Consider the following 16,077-nt stretch of genomic DNA (forward strand, 5'->3'; position numbering starts at 1 on the left):
GGTATGGTGTTCTCCTTGCCAGTGAGAGGGGCGAACGAGCGATGAGTACGGCGGAGGAGACGGCCGGCGGCGAACCGCAGGCGTGGGGCGAGGTCACGCCGGACGCGGCACGGCGGCTGCTGATCGCCGCCGTGGAGGCCTTCGCCGAACGGGGCTATCACGCCACGACGACCCGTGACATCGCGGGCCGCGCCGGCATGAGCCCGGCCGCGCTCTACATCCACTACAAGACCAAGGAAGAGCTGCTCCACCGCATCAGCCGGATCGGCCACGAGAAGGCACTCGACATCCTGCGTACGGCGGCGCGGCGCGAGGGCAGTGCGACGGAGCGGCTCGCCGACGCCGTGAGCTCCTTCGTGCGCTGGCACGCCGGGGGGCGCACCACCGCACGGGTCGTGCAGTACGAACTGGACTCGCTCGGCCCCGAGGCCCGCGCGGAGATCGTCGCACTGCGTCGTCAGTGCGACGCCGAGGTGCGCGGGATCATCCAGGACGGTGTGGCCGCGGGCGAGTTCGACGTCCTCGACGTGCAGGGCACCACGCTCGCGGTGCTGTCGCTCTGCATCGACGTCGCCCGCTGGTTCAACATCGACGGTCCGTGGACCCCCGACGAGGTCGGCGCGCTCTATGCCGACCTCGTGCTGCGGATGGTGGGCGTGAAGTAGCCCGCCGGACCGGCCCTCGGCTCAGAGGTAGTAGCGGGACACCGACTCGGCGACGCAGACCGGCTTGTCGCCGCCCTCGCGCTCCACGGTGAAGGCGACGGCCACCTGTACGCCGCCGGTCACCTCGTCCACGGCGCTGATCTTTGCGGTGGCGCGCAGCTGCGAGCCGACCGGCACCGGCGCGGGGAAACGAACCTTGTTCGTCCCGTAGTTGACGCCCATCTTCACGCCCTCGACCTTGATCAGCTGCGGTCCGAAGAGGGGGAGCAGCGACAGGGTGAGATAGCCGTGCGCGATGGTGGTGCCGAAGGGGCCCGTCGCCGCCTTCTCCGGGTCGACGTGGATCCACTGGTGGTCGCCCGTGGCCTCGGCGAACAGGTCGATCCGCTTCTGGTCGACCTCCAGCCAGTCGGTGTACCCCAGCTGCTCGCCCACCGCCGCCTTCAGTTCGTCGACGGACGTGAAGATCCTCGGCTCTGCCATGTCCCGGCCTCTCGCGTAGCAATGTGCCCAACCTAAGCAACTGCTTAGCATGGTCGGCCGCGGGCCCTCTGTCAACGGACCCGAGGCTCACGGCCCAAGGGAGTCGCAGGTGGGTAGTCTTCGAGGGGTGCCCCAGATTCACGAGAAGATCCACGAGCTCACGGTCGGCCAGCTCGCCGCCCGCAGCGGCGCCGCCGTCTCCGCCCTGCACTTCTACGAGTCCAAGGGCCTGATCGCCAGCCGCCGCACAGCGGGCAACCAACGCCGCTACACCCGCGACACCCTCCGCCGGGTCGCCTTCGTGCGCGCGGCCCAACGCGTCGGCATCCCCCTGGCCACCATCCGTGACGCCCTGGCCGAACTCCCCGAGGAACGCACCCCCACCAAGGACGACTGGGCCCATCTGTCCGAGGCCTGGCGCTCCGAACTGGACGAGCGGATCAAGCAACTCAACCGTCTGCGCGACCACTTGACCGACTGCATCGGCTGCGGCTGCCTCTCCCTGGACACCTGCGTCCTGTCCAACCCGGACGACGCCTTCGGCGAACGCCGCGCGGGATCACGCCTGATGGTGGAACGCGGCGGGAGGCAGACCGAGTAGTGGCCCCCAGGAAATCGGCTTGTCCTGCCGGGCCAACTCTCCCTAGGGTGAGATCACTTCGACGAGACGTTCCCCAGAAGCACGCCGCAGAGCGGGAGCGTCCGCCTCACTGAGGTGCCGGAAGGGCGGCAGCTGTCTTTGTCGACCCTTCCCTTCGGAGGTCTCTGTCATGAACGTCGGTATCGGCCTGCCCATCGGCGACCCGGCCACCCTGCTCACCTGGGCCCAGCGCGCCGACGCCGGGCCCTTCAGCACGCTCGGTCTGCTCGACCGGCTCGTCTTCCACAACCCCGAACCCCTGGTCGCGCTCGCCGTCCTCGCGGGCTCCACCTCCCGCATCCGCGTCCAGACCGAGGTGTTGCTCGCCCCGCTGCGCGACGCCGCCCTCCTCGCCAAGCAGGCCGCCACCCTGGACCGGATGACCGGTGGCCGCCTGGTCCTCGGCCTGGGCGTCGGCGGCCGGGACGACGACCACCAGGCCACCGGCACCGACAAACGCACCCGGGGCCGGCGCCTCGACGGGCAGATGGCGGTCATGCGCCGCCTGTGGTCCGGCGAGCCGTACGGCGACGGCGTCGGCCCGATCGGCCCCGCGCCCGCCCGGCCCGACGGTCCCGAGGTGCTCTTCGGCGGCTTCAAGCCCGCCGCGATCGAACGCGTCGCGCGCTGGGGCGACGGCTTCCTGGCCGCCGCGGCGCTCTCCTGGGCAGGCGGCCTGTTCGACACCGCCCGCAGGTTCTGGAAGGAGTACGACCGCGACGGCGAACCGCGTATCGTCGCGCAGGTCAACGTCGCGCTCGGCCCCGACGACGTGGTCCACGACGCCCAGGCCGCCATGCACGCGTACTACGCCTTCACCGGCATGGCCGACCGGATGGTGGCCGGAATGCTCACCACGCCGACCGAAATCCGCGAGGCGATCACCGGCTTCACCGACCTCGGCGCCGACGAGGTCATGCTGTACTGCCACGGCCTCGACCCGGACCAGGTGGACCGCCTCGCGGACGTCCTGTGACGGCGGCACGCAGGTGACGGACAGGCTTTGCCCCGGACCGCTGGACGCCGCGGGCTGACCCCGTCGCAAACTGGACGCCGCGGGCTGACCCCGTCGCAAAAGCGGGGAGCACCCGGATCGCGTTCCTTCCGCGCCGTCGAACCACGGTTCCGGCCCACGGCGCTGTCGCCGGGGCCGGAATCGGCGTACTTCAGGGGGCGAACCGGCTGCTACCGGCCCGCGCCTCGCCGTACACCCGCATCCCTTCCGCCACCAACTCCGCATTCGACACCGCCCGCCGTCCGTCCGGCAGGACCAGCGTGTCCTCCATCCCGATCCGCGTCGCCAGCCCGAGCCGCCCCGCCAGCCGCAGCGTCGGCCATGCGCTCCCGTCCTCTCCGTGCAGCAGGACCGGGCGGTGGAACGCCGGACCCAGGTCGGCCAGGAGTGTTCGCGCACTCTGCTCGGCCGTGTCCGGTGAGGTGTCCGTCACTTCCGCCAGCACGCGCAGGACCTTCGGGCCGAGCGGCGAGCGGGCGAACCGGGCCGCCCCGTCCGTCCCGGACCAGATGCCCGCCTCCACGCCCACGCCGCGCTCGATCAGCGCGGCGGCGATCTCCTCGGCGCCCGGCTCATGCCAGTTGACCGAGGCGTGATCGGGCAGCACCGTCCACCCGCGCACCCGCTCCAGGCGGTCGGCCGGATCAGGCTCCGCCCAGGCGCCGGTGGTCACTCCGACCGGCACGGACACGCGCGCCCGTATCGCGTCGAGCGTCGGTGCGATCACCCGCGGCGACAAGGTGTCGTGTCCGCAAGGGGTCTTGGGATGAACATGGACGTCCGTCGCCCCGGCCGCGACCGCGAGCGCGGCCGACTCGGCCATCGCCTCCGGCGACACGGGCACCCCGGCACCGTCGGTGGCCCCCCGGGGCCCGTTGAGACACACCTGCACCATGTCTCGATGGTGCCAGTCACCACTGACAACGCAGGCGCGGTGCGGCACCGCATTCGATTGGGGGGTGCGGCATCCCCGGCGCACCCCCGTCGTGCCTAGGCGGACACCAGTAGGAGCCGTCCGCGCCTGGCAGAGGCCAGGGCTTCGGGCGTCAGCACCGGACGCGGCACCACGATTCCGCAGTCCGTGCACACCGGGCCCGTCGAGGGTTCATGGGCCAGGTCGTACTTCCAGATCAGACGCGCTCCGCCGCACACCGGGCAGATCGAACCCGGTTCGCGCTCAAGGGCGGAGATCAGTCGGCGCAGTACCTCGGCCAGGGGTTCTCGCGGGTAGACCCGCGGATCGTCGCACCAGGCGACTCCAAAACCGCCCCAGGTCAGCCGGTGCCAGTCGTCAACGCTGCCCGGCCTGCGCAGTCCGTCGTGCTTTTCCTTCTTGCGCCGCTCGGCGAACCCGACCTCGTAGGCCAGCCATACCGAACGCGCTTCTTCCAACTCGTCCAACGCGGCCACGAGCCGCGCAGGATCGGGGGACCGGTCCTCCGGACCGAACCCTGCCTGGGAGCACAAATGGTCCCAGGTCGCCCTGTGCCCGTACGGAGCGAACCGTTCAAGGCACTTGCGGAGCGAGTAGCGCCGAAGCGCCAGATCGCACCGTCCGTCTCGCACCTGTCTCGCCAGACTCCGGAAACCGGCCATCGCCCTGCACCTCCGTCACACCTGCACCTGTACTTCGGTTACTTCGGCGTCGTCGTTCGGACGTTGCCGAATAGACGTATCGACACGCGATTCGGCTCCATCTTTTTTTCTGTGGCCTCCAGAAGTTGACGCATGTTCACCTTCAATCTCGGGGATACCGGCGGTAACGTCCGGCCCACCCCCCGTCGGGAGGAGCTGCCATGCGCATCCCACGCACCGCACGCGACAGACTGAGAACTCCCCGCAGATTGCCCGGGTTCCTGAAGTCGGCTTCCGTATGCGTCCTGATTGCCGGCCTTTTGTCTCCGCTTTCCCAAGCGGTGGCCGCGGAGACGGCTGCCGCCGACGCGGCCGCGGCCGCGGTCACCGACCACTGCGCCGGCCAGTGCTCCGACGTCCTCCCACCCGGTCAGAACGGCAACGCCACCCTCGCCCAGATCCTCCTGAACCAGGCCTTCGGCACCCAGCCCGCCCACGCCGAGGACCAGCTCGGCCCGTACGCCAACCTGGCCACCGGCTACTCCGGTCTCACCAACTCCACGATCAACACGTTCTTCAACGACGCGTCTTTCGGGGTCCCCGCCGATCAAGTCGCCTCCACCGTCAGTCCCGCCGGCCGCAGCGATGTGACGATCGTCCGCGACAAGAAGACGGGCGTGCCGCACATCACCGGTACCACTCGATACGGCACGGAGTTCGGCGCCGGGTATGCGGCCGCTGAGGACCGGCTGTGGCTGATGGACGTCTTCCGCCATGTCGGGCGCGGCCAGCTGACCCCCTTCGCGGGCGGCGACCCCTCCAACCAGGGCCTGGAGCAGCAGTTCTGGCGCTCGGCCCCCTACACCGAGGCCGATCTCCAGGCGCAGATCGACAGCACCGTCGCCTCGAACGGCGAGCGCGGACAGCAGGCCCTCGCCGACGTCAACGCCTACGTCGCCGGCATCAACGCCTACATAGACGCCTCCGACAGCGGCCGCTACTTCCCCGGCGAGTACGTCCTGACCGGCCACAAGGACTCCATCACCAACGCCGGAACCATCGAGCACTTCAAGCTCACCGACCTGGTCGCGCTGGCCTCCGTCATCGGTGCCCTGTTCGGCTCCGGAGGCGGCGGCGAGGTCAACAACGCGATCTCCCTGCTCGCCGCACAGGAGAAGTACGGCGTCACCGAGGGCACCGAGGTCTGGGAGTCCTTCCGCGAGCGCAACGACCCCGAAGCGGTCCTCACCCTCCACGACGGGAGCTTCCCGTACGCCGGCAAGCCCGACGACGCGCAGGGCACCGCGATGCCCGACGCCGGTTCGGTGACCGAGGAACAGCTGGTGTACGACCGTACGGGCAGCGCGGCGACATCGAGCGCCGCCGGCACGTCGAGCACGGCAACCGCCGCCGCGCTCTCCTCCGCCAGGCGCGGCATGTCCAACGCCCTCGTGGTGGGCGGCGAGCACACCGCCAGCGGCCATCCGGTCGCCGTCTTCGGGCCGCAGACCGGCTACTTCGCGCCCCAGCTGCTGATGCTCCAGGAGATCCAGGGCCCCGGCCTCAGTGCCCGCGGCGCCTCCTTCGCGGGCTTGAGCATGTACGTCGAACTCGGCCGCGGCCAGGACTACTCGTGGAGCGCGACGACCTCCGGCCAGGACATCATCGACACCTACGCCGTCGAACTGTGCCAGGACGACTACCACTACCTGTACCGCGGCACCTGTACGGCGATGGAGCAGATCGAGCAGAAGAACGCCTGGAAGCCGACCGTCGCCGACGGCACCGCGGCCGGCTCCTACACCATGCGGGTCTGGCGCACCGAGTACGGCCCCGTCCAGTACCGCGCCACCGTCGACGGCAAGAAGGTCGCCTACACCACCCTGCGCTCGTCCTTCCTGCACGAGGCCGACTCGATCATCGGCTTCCAGATGCTGAACGACCCGGGCTACGTCAACAGCCCGCAGACCTTCCAGAGCGCGGTGCAGCACATCAACTACACGTTCAACTGGTTCTACGTCGACTCCGAGCACACCGCGTACTACAACAGCGGCGACAACCCGGTACGGGCCACCGGCGTCGACGCCGAGTTCCCGGTGTGGGCGCAGCCCGCGTACGAGTGGAAGAACTGGAACCCCACGACCAACACCGCGGACTACACACCGGCGTCCGCGCACCCCAACTCCATCGACCAGGACTACTACATCTCCTGGAACAACAAGCAGGCCAAGGACTACTCGACCGCGGCCTGGGGCGACGGGTCGGTGCACCGCGGCAATCTGCTGGAGGACCGGGTGAAGAAGCTGGTCACCGCGGGCGGCGTGACCCGGGCCTCGCTGACGAAGGCGATGGCCGACGCCGCGCTCGCGGACCTCCGGGCGGAGGACGTGCTGCCGGACCTGCTCAAGGTCGTCAACAGCTCGACGGTGACCGACGCCACGGCCAAGGCGGCCGCCGACAAGCTGTCCGCGTGGGTGACGGCGGGCGCCAAGCGCACGGAGACGTCGGCCGGTTCGAAGACGTACGCGAACGCCGACGCGGTCCGCATCCTGGACGCCTGGTGGCCGCTGCTGGTGAAGGCCGAGTTCGAACCCGGCCTGGGCAGCGACCTGTACAGCGCCTTCACCGCCAACCTGCCGATCGACGAGACCCCGTCGGCCGCCCACGGCCCGACCGGCGCCCATGCCGGAAGCGCCTACCAGTTCGGCTGGTGGAGCTATGTCGACAAGGACATCCGGGCGGTGCTCGGTGAGACCGTGCAGGGTCCGCTGGCGCAGAAGTACTGCGGCGGCGGCAGCCTCAGCGCCTGCCGGGACACCCTGATCAGCACACTGAAGGAGGCGGCCGGCAGGACCGCGGCCCAGGTCTACCCCGGCGACGACCTCTGCTCGGCCGGTGACCAGTGGTGCGCCGACTCGATCAACCAGCGGACGCTGGGCGGCATCAAGCACTACAACATCAGCTGGCAGAACCGGCCGACGTACCAGCAGGTCGTGGAGTTCACCTCACACAGGTGAGGTCCCGCGGGCGGCGGGTCAGGCGATCCGGCCCGCCGCCAGCACCACCTGCGCCAGCTCCCGGTGCGCGATGTCGCTGTGCGCGCCGGCCGGCGGGCCGCCGCGTCTGACCACGGCGGCCACGTCGACGTTCACGCACCCGGACGCGGGCAGCTTGCCCTTCTTCAGGGCGTCGGCCAGCTTCAACGCGCGCGTGCCCGGCACCGCCTGCACCCCCTTGAGCCCCATCGCCCCCCACTTGTCGCCCAGCATCCGCCCGACGTCGAGGCCGGCGACCGTACGGTCGTCGTCCGCCATGCGGGAGGCCAGCGGATACATCGTGCCGAGGGCCGAGTCGTGGTGGGAGTGGCAGCACACCAGCGGGCCGTCGATGCGGTTCTGCTGGCCCTGGAGCACACCTCCCGCGCGCGCGTCGTGCGGAAGCCGAGCAGCGAACGCGTAGTGCGAGAAGGCCCCTTGGAGCAGCGTCACGGACTTCACCGTGTGCACCCCTTCGGGCAGCCCGCGCAGTGCGAACGAGACCAGCCGTCCGCCGAAGCTGTGCCCGACGAGATGCACACGCGCGTGCGGCACGGCCGTGGCCAGCTGCCCGATCACCCGGCCGAGACCGCGCTCCCCGACGGTTCCCGCGCGCCGCTTCATCGCGTAGTACGTCGCCTGGCGCAGCAGTTCCTGGGCGCCGTGCCAGGGGTTGGGCAGCGAGAAGGAGGCGGCGCCCTCCGGGGACTCCAGCCGGGCGAGTGCCTGCGCGAACTCCTCGCAGGCCGTCGCGGTGGACCCGGAGAACATCCGCGGCTCGCTCTGCGGCACCCCCTCCGCCAGCGTGTCCGCCGCGAACAGCGCCTGCGGACCCGGCGGCACCACCTCGACCAGCAGCCGCACCAGCCGCCCGAACTCCTCCAACTCGGCTTCCTCGCGCGGCTGTTGGTCCATCATGCGGGCGATCTGGTCGATCACGGTCGCCCGGCCCGGGAAGGTCTCCAGCAGCGCGTGCCGGATGTCCTTGTCGAGCGCGGGCTGCTGGGACGTCTCGACCGCCACCAGTCGTGGGAAGTCGGGGATCGGCTCGTCCGAGAACCGCATCGAGGGCCACAGCACGCCCACGTACCCGATCCTGGCCTTCGGTGAGAGCTGGGGGAACGGGGCGAAGAAGCGGCTGTAGAGCCGGGTCGCGATCGAGCGGTCGTTGTTCCAGCCGTGCGCGAAGACGATCAGATCACCGACGCGCCGGTCCGCGACCCCGGCGAGCAGACGGTCCCGCTGTCTGCCGTTCACGTCCCCGTCCGCGTCGAACGTCAGCTCCCAGTAGGGAGTCACACTCATCTCCGGATCCGTCATGCCGAGCCCCCTTTTGTCCCCCGATGCGGTGCGATGCGGTCGCATCGTCCTGCGCCCGGGCGGGGTTGGCCAGACAACCGGAGTCATCTGTAGAGGAGATACTCCCTGCGCACCTTCCGGAACGCCGCCAGCTCCTTCTGCCAGCCCGCCACCACCTCGTCCGTGCCGGCTCCCGCGTCGATCGCGGTCCGCACGCGCGTGGAGCCGGTGAGCTTGTCGATCCAGTTGTCCGACCGCCAGGCGAAGCCGCTCCACACCTTCTTGGCGGTCACCAGGAGCGCGATGCCCGTGCGTACGGGGTCGTAGGCGGCCCGGTCGTGCACATGGATCTGCACGCCCCCGATCGTCTTCCCCTGGAACTTGGAGAAGACCGGAGCGAAGTACGCCTCCCTGAAGCCGACGCCGGGCAGGCCCAGTTGATTCACCTCGGCCGCCCAGCGTCCGTCGATGCCCTCGGCGCCGAGCAGCTCGAACGGGCGGGTGGTGCCGCGTCCCTCGGAGAGGTTGGTGCCCTCGAAGAGACAGGTCCCGGAGTACACAAGGGCGGTGTCGGGGGTGGGCATGTTCGGGCTCGGCGGTACCCAGGGCAGCCCGGACGCGTCGTAGAACTCCGACCGCTTCCACTCCGTCATCCCTACGGTGTCCAGCTCGACCGGCGTGGTCAGGAACTCCCCGTTGAACATGCGCGCCAGCTCGGCGACCGTCATGCCGTGCGCCTGCGAGATGGGCTGCCGGCCGACGAAGGTCGCGAAGTCCTTGTGCAGGACCGGGCCTTCGGCGGAGCGGCCCGTCACCGGGTTCGGGCGGTCGAGCACGACGAGGCGTTTGCCGGCGAGCTGGGCGGCCTCCATGCAGTCGTAGAGCGTCCAGATGTACGTGTAGAAGCGGGCGCCGGCGTCCTGGATGTCGAAGACGATCGTGTCCACGCCGGACGTGGTGAAGATGTCGGCGAGGGGGCGGCCGCTCTTGAGGTACGTGTCGTAGACCGGGAGGCCGGTCGCCGGGTCGTCGTAGCGGCCCTCGGAGCCGCCGGCCTGGGCGGTGCCTCGGAATCCGTGTTCGGGGCCGAAGACTGCGGTGAGGTTCACGCCGTTGTCCGCGTGCATGACGTCGACGATGTGGCGGACGTCTCGGGTTACGCCGGTGGGGTTGGTGACGATTCCGACTCGGTCGCCGTCGAGGAGGGCGTATCCGTCGTCGACGAGGCGTTCGAAGCCGGTTTGCCTGCGGCGCTGGGCCGCGGAGGCGGGAGGTGCACTGGAGAGTGCTGTTGCTGCCGTTGTCGCTGCGAGTAGGGCTCGTCTGGATAGGCGCATGGGGTGCACGGTATTGCTCCCGCAGGTTGTGTGGAAGCTGTCCGTGGTTCGTGGCTTGTCGCGCAGTTCCCCGCGCCCCTTAGCGGCGATGCCCGTGCCCTTCCTCTGATACATACCGACCGGTTAGTCTGGCCCGCAGTGGAGCCGCAGTCGAAGGAGACCGATGGTGGAAGCCGTGCAGGACGCCGGAGTAGTCGTCACCGGGGCTGGAGGGGGGATCGGGGCCGCTCTTGCGCGGCGGTTCGCTGCCGCGGGGGCCCGGGTCGTCGTCAATGATCTGGACGCGGAGAAGGCCAAGGCCGTCGCCGATGGGATCGGGGGCATCGCGGTGCCGGGTGACGCCTCGGCCATCGTTGCCGATGCCAGGGACGCCCTCGGTGGCACCGTCGATGTCTACTGCGCCAACGCCGGTCTTCCCTCGGGTGGGTCCGAGGCGGCCGAGGAGCAGGTCTGGGCGCGAGCCTGGGACGTGAACGTGATGGCGCATGTCCGGGCCGCCCACGAGCTGATTCCGGGGTGGCTGGAGCGTGGGCGTGGGCGGTTCGTGTCGACCGTGTCCGCCGCCGGGCTGCTCACCATGATCGGGGCCGCCCCGTACAGCGTCACCAAGCACGGTGCGTACGCCTTCGCCGAGTGGCTGTCGTTGACGTATCGCCACCGGGGGATCAAGGTGCACGCGATCTGCCCGCAGGGTGTGCGCACGGACATGCTGGCCGGCACCGGCAGCGCGGGCGACCTGGTGCTGAAGCCGACCGCCATCGACCCCGAGGATGTCGCGGACGCGCTGTTCAAGGGCATCGAGGAGGACCGGTTCCTGATCCTGCCGCACCCCGAGGTCGCCGGGTACTACCAGGCCCGGGCCGCCGACCCCGATCGCTGGCTGACGAACATGAGCCACATCCAGCAGAAGTGGGAGGAGACCCGGTGACCGACTCCCGCTATGCCGCCCAGCCCTGGCTGGGCCTCCTCAATGACGCCCAGCGTGCGCCGATAGCGCCTGCCGACTCTCTCGTGCATGCTCTGCGCCGGGCCGCCGTCGAGACGCCGGACCGCACTTTCCTCGCCTATTTCGACGCCCGGCTGAGCTTTCCCGAGGTCGATGAGCTGAGCGACTCCGTCGCCGGGCATCTCGCCGCACAGGGCCTGGAGCGCGGCGACCGTGTCGCCGTCCTGCTACAGAACTCCCCGCACTTCGTGGTGGCCCTGCTCGGCGCCTGGAAGGCGGGTGCGGTCGTCGTCCCGGTCAACCCCATGTACAAGTCGGGGGAGGTCGGCCATGTCCTGCGGGACGGTGACGCGGCCGCGCTGATCTGCACCGACCGGGCCTGGGAGTCGTATCTGCGCGAGACGGCGCAGGGCTCTCCGGTGCGGATCGTACTGACCGCCTGTGAGTTGGACTTCCAAACTCGTGGCGACGCGCGCGTGCTGGCCTTCGAGCGGCTGCCGCAGGCCGCCGACGCGGAGGATCTGGCGGTCGTCGCCCGGCAGGGGAACAAGGCACCCGAGGGGCGCGAACCGGGCCCCGGCGACATCGCGCTGATCAGCTACACCTCGGGCACCAGCGGCACGCCCAAGGGCGCCACCAACACACACGGCAACATCATGCACAACGCCGAGCGGCAGCGGACCGGTCTCGGTCTGCCCGAGGCGCCCGTCTACTTCGCGATGGCGCCGCTGTTCCACATCACCGGGATGGTCTGCCAGCTCGGCGCGTGTCTGAACAGTGCGGGCACGCTGGTGCTGGCGTACCGCTTCGAGGCGGGGGTCGTGCTGGACGCGTTCGCCGAGCACCGGCCGCACTACACGGTCGGCCCGTCGACCGCCTTCATGGCGCTGGCCGCCCATCCGGACGTCACCCCGGACCACTTCTCCTCGTTCCGGCACATCTCCTCCGGCGGTGCCCCGCTGCCGCCCGCGCTGGTGGAGAAGTTCCGGGCGGGCTTCGGGCCGTACATCCGCAACGGGTACGGCCTGACGGAGTGCACCGCACCCTGTGCCTCCGTGCCGCCGGAGCGGGAGGCTCCCGTCGACCCGGTGTCCGGGACGCTGGCCGTCGGGGTGCCGGGGCCCGACACGGTCGTACGGATCGTCGACGACGAGGGCACGGAGGTTCCGTTCGGGGAGCAGGGCGAGATCCTCGTACGGGGACCGCAGGTCGTCCCCGGTTACTGGCGGCGCCCCGACGCCACGGCCGAGACCTTCCCGGGCGGCGAGCTGCGCACCGGCGACATCGGGTTCATGGACGCCGAGGGGTGGCTGTACGTCGTCGACCGCAAGAAGGACATGATCAACGCGTCCGGGTTCAAGGTGTGGCCGCGTGAGGTCGAGGACGTGCTGTACACGCATCCGGCGGTGCGCGAGGCGGCCGTCGTCGGGGTGCCCGACGGATACCGCGGAGAGACCGTCAAGGCGTACATCAGCCTCCGTCCGGGTGCCGAGACGGACCCCGGTGCGCTCGCCGCGTACTGCAAGGAGAGACTGGCCGCCTACAAATATCCGCGGCAGGTGGAGATCCTGCCCGACTTGCCCAAGACGGCAAGTGGGAAGATCCTCCGGCGGGAGCTTCGTTCCCGCCCGCAAGACAGTCAGTGAAGAACAAGAGAACAGTAGACAGCTCGGAAAGGCAGGTGGCGGCTGTGCCCAGGACGACGGACGGAGACGGTACGCCCGTCCCGCAGCGGCTGCTCGCCGCCGCCACCCGGCTCTTCGCGGAGCAGGGCTACGACCGCACCTCCGTGCAGGAGATCGTCGAAGCGGCCGGCGTCACCAAAGGCGCGCTCTACCACTACTTCGGCTCCAAGGACGACCTCCTGCACGAGGTGTACGCGCGCGTGCTGCGCGTCCAGCAGGAGCGGCTCGACGGGTTCGCGAACGCCGACGAGCCGATCGAGAAGCGAGTGCGGGACGCTGCGGCGGATGTCGTGGTGACGACGATCGAGAACCTCGACGATGCGATGATCTTCTTCCGCTCGATGCACCATCTGAGCCCCGAGAAGAACAAGCAGGTGCGCGCCGAGCGGCGCCTCTACCACGAACGGTTCCGCGCACTCATCGAGGAAGGGCAGGAGGCGGGAGTCTTCTCGAAGGCGACCCCGGCCGACCTGGTGGTGGACTACCACTTCGGGTCCGTCCACCACCTGTCGACCTGGTACCGCCCCGACGGCCCGATGAGCCCTCAGGAGGTCGCCGACCAGCTGGCCGACCTGCTCCTGCGGGCCCTCAGGCCCTGAGTCACAGGTACTTCTTCAGCTCCCGTCGCGCCAGCGACCGCTGGTGCACCTCGTCCGGGCCGTCGGCGATCATCAACGTCCGTGCGCCCGCGTACAGTTCGGCGAGCGGGAAGTCCTGGCTGACCCCGCCCGCGCCGTGCAGCTGGATCGCGCGGTCGATGATGTCGACGACCGTGCGGGGCGTGGCGATCTTGATGGACTGGATCTCGGTGTGGGCGCCCCTGTTGCCGACCGTGTCCATCATCCAGGCCGTCTTCAGCACCAGCAGCCGCAGCTGCTCGACGGCCACGCGCGCGTCCGCGATCCAGTTGTGGACCACACCCTGCTGGGCCAGCGCCTTGCCGAAGGCGTTGCGCGCGACGGCCCGTCGGCACATCAGCTCGATCGCCCGCTCCGCCATGCCGATCAGCCGCATGCAGTGGTGGATACGGCCGGGACCCAGCCGGGCCTGCGCGATGGCGAAGCCCCCGCCCTCCTCGCCGATCAGGTTCGACACCGGCACGCGCGCGTGGTCGAAGATCACCTCGGCGTGACCGCCGTGGGAGTGGTCCTCGTAGCCGAAGACCTGCATGGCGCGCTTGACGGTGACGCCCGGGGTGTCGCGGGGGACCAGAACCATGGACTGCTGGCGGCGGATGTCGGGGCCGTCCGGGTCCGTCTTGCCCATCACGATGAAGATCTTGCAGTCCGGGTTCATCGCCCCGGAGATGTACCACTTGCGGCCCGTGATGACGTAGTCGTCGCCGTCCCGCCGGATCAGAGTGGTGATGTTGGTGGCGTCCGAGGAGGCCACCTCCGGCTCGGTCATCGCGAAGGCCGAGCGGATCTCGCCCGCGAGCAGCGGCTCCAGCCACTGCTTCTTCTGCTGCTCGTCGGCGAACTGGGTGAGCACCTCCATGTTCCCGGTGTCCGGTGCCGCGCAGTTCAGCGCGGTGGGCGCCAGCTGCGGGGAACGGCCGGTGATCTCGGCGAGGGGCGCGTACTGGAGGTTCGTCAGCCCGGCGCCGTACTCGGAGTCGGGGAGGAAGAGGTTCCACAGACCCTGTCTGCGCGCCTCGGCCTTCAGCTCCTCGACCACGGCCGGGGTGTCCCACGGGGACGCCAGCTGTGCGCGCTGCTCCTCCGCGACGGACTCGGCCGGATAGACGTACTCGTCCATGAAGGCGAGCAGCTTGGCGCGGAGTTCCTCGGTGCGCGCGTCGAACGCGAAGTCCATGCGGATCAGCCTTCCTGAAGGGTGGTCAGGCCGTGCTCGATGAAGACGGGGACCAGGTCGCCGATGCGGTCGAAGCCGGGGCCGACCGTCTGGCCCAGGGTGTAGCGGTAGTGGATGCCCTCCAGGATCACGGCGAGCTTGAACCAGGCGAACGCCGTGTACCAGGAGACCGCGGAGACGTCGCGCCCCGAGCGCGCTGCGTACCGCTCGACCAGTTCGGCCGGATCCGGGTGTCCCGCGGCCTCGGCGGTCGTGGAGACCGGGGAGTCGGACGTGCCGAGCGGAATGCTGTACATCACCAGCAGCCCGAGGTCCGTGAGCGGATCGCCGAGCGTCGACATCTCCCAGTCGAGGATCGCCTTGATCTCGTCATCGTCCCCGATCAGGACGTTGTCCAGCCGGTAGTCGCCGTGCACGACGGTCGGGGCGGGGGAGGTGGGCAGCTGCCGGCCGAGCGCCGCGTGCAGCTCGTCGATGCCGGCCAGCTCGCGGTTGCGGGAGGCGTCCAGCTGCTTGCCCCAGCGCCGCAGCTGCCGGTCCAGGAAACCCTCGGGGCGGCCGAAGTCCGCCAGGCCCACCGACGCCGGGTCCACGGCGTGCAGGTCGACGAGCGTGTCCACCAGGGACAGGACCGCGCCGCGAGTGCGCTCGGGACCGAGCGGCACGAGCTGGTCGGCCGTACGGTACGGGGTGCCCTCGACGAACTCCATCACGTAGAACGGCGCCCCGAGCACCGCCCCGTTCTCGGGGTTCTCGCACATCAGCACCGGGCGGGGCACCGGCACGTTCGTCGGGTGCAGCGCGCTGATCACCCGGTGCTCGCGCTTCATGTCGTGCGCGGTGGCGAGCACATGGCCGAGCGGCGGCCGCCGTACGACCCAGCGGGAGGTGCCGTCGGAGACCGCGTAGGTGAGGTTCGACCGTCCGCCCTCGATCAGTCGGCCGGTCAGCGGGCCGTGGACCAGGCCGGGCCGCTCACTGTCGAGCAGACCGCGCAGCCGGTCGAGATCGAGACCTGGCGGATGGTCGGCGCTCATCGTTGCTCCTTGGCTGACGCGAGAACAGGTTCCCGACCATGATGCCGACCGGTCGGTATGCCGTCCAGTGCGGGGAGCGAACGTGACCTGGGCCACCCTAAGCGCTCCGCTGGCTGTGTCGATATGCGGCTCCGCCGCGGGGCCGCGATCACGCGACCTGCTTAGGCCGACAGCTCCCCGGGCGGTGCCTCGGGGAGCTGTCGGGTGGTGCTTCTCGGTCAGGTCAGTGGTCGTCCCAGTGACCGTCGTGCGCGGCGTGACGGTGGCCGTCGTGCAGATAGTCGACGTGGTCGCCGTGCTGGACGCGGCGGTGTCCGCAGTCCTCGCCGTGCTGGTGCTCGTGGCTCTGGTGGGCGGCGTGCCCGGCGGGCTCGCACTCGTCCCAGTGGCCGCTGTGCGCGCGGTGCAGATGCCCGTCGTGCGCGTAGTCGATGTGGTCCCCGTGCGGCACTTCGGTGTGCCCGCAGCCCGGTCCGTGGGCGTGCGGGTGGGTGGCGTGTTCCTGGTGCATAAGGGTCATGCTGGTTCACCTTCGGATGTTCGGC

Annotated in this window: 15 protein-coding genes; 7 read left to right on the plus strand and 8 right to left on the minus strand. The window is 70.0% G+C overall.

Going from position 1 to position 16,077, the window contains the following annotated elements:
- The first annotated feature begins 41 nt into the window (after positions 1-41).
- Entirely contained in the window at positions 42-665 is a 624-nt protein-coding gene (locus KCH87_RS14315; RefSeq protein WP_210586439.1) for a TetR/AcrR family transcriptional regulator, read from the plus strand.
- A 21-nt stretch (positions 666-686) separates the two neighbouring features.
- Here the strand turns inward: KCH87_RS14315 and KCH87_RS14320 are convergent, their stop codons facing one another.
- On the minus strand, positions 687-1,148 hold the full coding sequence (locus tag KCH87_RS14320; RefSeq protein WP_210586440.1) for a MaoC family dehydratase: 462 nt from the start codon (positions 1,146-1,148) through the stop codon (positions 687-689).
- A 127-nt stretch (positions 1,149-1,275) separates the two neighbouring features.
- Between KCH87_RS14320 and soxR the strand changes: the two genes are divergently transcribed.
- Both soxR and KCH87_RS14330 read left to right on the plus strand, forming a co-directional pair.
- A complete protein-coding gene (soxR, locus tag KCH87_RS14325; protein ID WP_210586441.1) occupies positions 1,276-1,749 on the plus strand; it encodes a redox-sensitive transcriptional activator SoxR in 474 nt (157 codons plus the stop codon).
- Positions 1,750-1,918: 169 nt separating this feature from the next.
- The gene (locus KCH87_RS14330) at positions 1,919-2,764 is read left to right on the plus strand and encodes an LLM class flavin-dependent oxidoreductase (RefSeq protein ID WP_210586442.1); all 846 of its coding nucleotides are present in this window, start codon (positions 1,919-1,921) and stop codon (positions 2,762-2,764) included.
- Positions 2,765-2,954: 190 nt separating this feature from the next.
- On the opposite strand, the gene KCH87_RS14335 is transcribed toward KCH87_RS14330, so the two are convergent.
- On the minus strand, positions 2,955-3,698 hold the full coding sequence (locus KCH87_RS14335) for a 3-keto-5-aminohexanoate cleavage protein (protein ID WP_210586443.1): 744 nt from the start codon (positions 3,696-3,698) through the stop codon (positions 2,955-2,957).
- 95 nt (positions 3,699-3,793) lie between these two features.
- Positions 3,794-4,399, minus strand: coding sequence for a hypothetical protein (locus KCH87_RS14340; RefSeq protein WP_210586444.1), 606 nt, complete (start codon positions 4,397-4,399; stop codon positions 3,794-3,796).
- A gap of 200 nt (positions 4,400-4,599) precedes the next feature.
- Here KCH87_RS14340 and KCH87_RS14345 point away from each other — a divergent pair, with 200 nt between their 5' ends.
- Positions 4,600-7,395, plus strand: a complete 2,796-nt coding sequence (locus KCH87_RS14345) for a penicillin acylase family protein (protein WP_210586445.1) — start codon at positions 4,600-4,602, stop codon at positions 7,393-7,395.
- An 18-nt stretch (positions 7,396-7,413) separates the two neighbouring features.
- Here KCH87_RS14345 and KCH87_RS14350 read toward each other — a convergent pair whose 3' ends face one another.
- Together KCH87_RS14350 and KCH87_RS14355 are read right to left on the minus strand one after the other, a co-directional pair.
- The gene (locus tag KCH87_RS14350) at positions 7,414-8,733 is read right to left on the minus strand and encodes a serine-threonine protein kinase (protein WP_210586446.1); all 1,320 of its coding nucleotides are present in this window, start codon (positions 8,731-8,733) and stop codon (positions 7,414-7,416) included.
- An 83-nt stretch (positions 8,734-8,816) separates the two neighbouring features.
- A complete protein-coding gene (locus tag KCH87_RS14355; protein WP_210586447.1) occupies positions 8,817-10,049 on the minus strand; it encodes an exo-beta-N-acetylmuramidase NamZ domain-containing protein in 1,233 nt (410 codons plus the stop codon).
- Between the two features lie 163 nt (positions 10,050-10,212).
- Here KCH87_RS14355 and KCH87_RS14360 point away from each other — a divergent pair, with 163 nt between their 5' ends.
- Genes KCH87_RS14360 through KCH87_RS14370 form a run of 3 tightly spaced genes read left to right on the plus strand, consistent with a single transcriptional unit; the run spans position 10,213 to position 13,279 of the window.
- Positions 10,213-10,977, plus strand: coding sequence for an SDR family oxidoreductase (locus KCH87_RS14360; protein ID WP_210586448.1), 765 nt, complete (start codon positions 10,213-10,215; stop codon positions 10,975-10,977).
- Positions 10,974-12,641: a class I adenylate-forming enzyme family protein gene (locus KCH87_RS14365; RefSeq protein ID WP_210586449.1), complete on the plus strand. Its 1,668-nt coding sequence runs from the start codon at positions 10,974-10,976 to the stop codon at positions 12,639-12,641. The genes KCH87_RS14360 and KCH87_RS14365 overlap by 4 nt, the downstream gene beginning before the upstream one ends.
- Before the next feature lie 44 nt (positions 12,642-12,685).
- Entirely contained in the window at positions 12,686-13,279 is a 594-nt protein-coding gene (locus tag KCH87_RS14370; protein ID WP_210586450.1) for a TetR/AcrR family transcriptional regulator, read from the plus strand.
- A gap of 1 nt (position 13,280) precedes the next feature.
- Here KCH87_RS14370 and KCH87_RS14375 read toward each other — a convergent pair whose 3' ends face one another.
- The 3 genes from KCH87_RS14375 to KCH87_RS14385 form a co-directional block, all read right to left on the minus strand.
- On the minus strand, positions 13,281-14,495 hold the full coding sequence (locus KCH87_RS14375) for an acyl-CoA dehydrogenase family protein (protein ID WP_210586451.1): 1,215 nt from the start codon (positions 14,493-14,495) through the stop codon (positions 13,281-13,283).
- 5 nt (positions 14,496-14,500) lie between these two features.
- Positions 14,501-15,532 carry a phosphotransferase family protein gene (locus tag KCH87_RS14380; protein ID WP_210586452.1) on the minus strand — a complete coding sequence of 344 codons (1,032 nt, stop codon included), beginning with the start codon at positions 15,530-15,532 and terminating at the stop codon, positions 14,501-14,503.
- Between the two features lie 223 nt (positions 15,533-15,755).
- Positions 15,756-16,052 (minus strand): hypothetical protein, encoded by a 297-nt coding sequence (locus tag KCH87_RS14385; RefSeq protein WP_210586453.1) that lies wholly within the window; start codon positions 16,050-16,052, stop codon positions 15,756-15,758.
- Positions 16,053-16,077 lie beyond the last annotated feature (25 nt).

Source organism: Streptomyces sp. GESEQ-35, assembly GCF_017948485.1.
In the GTDB taxonomy this organism is placed as follows: Bacteria; Actinomycetota; Actinomycetes; order Streptomycetales; family Streptomycetaceae; genus Streptomyces.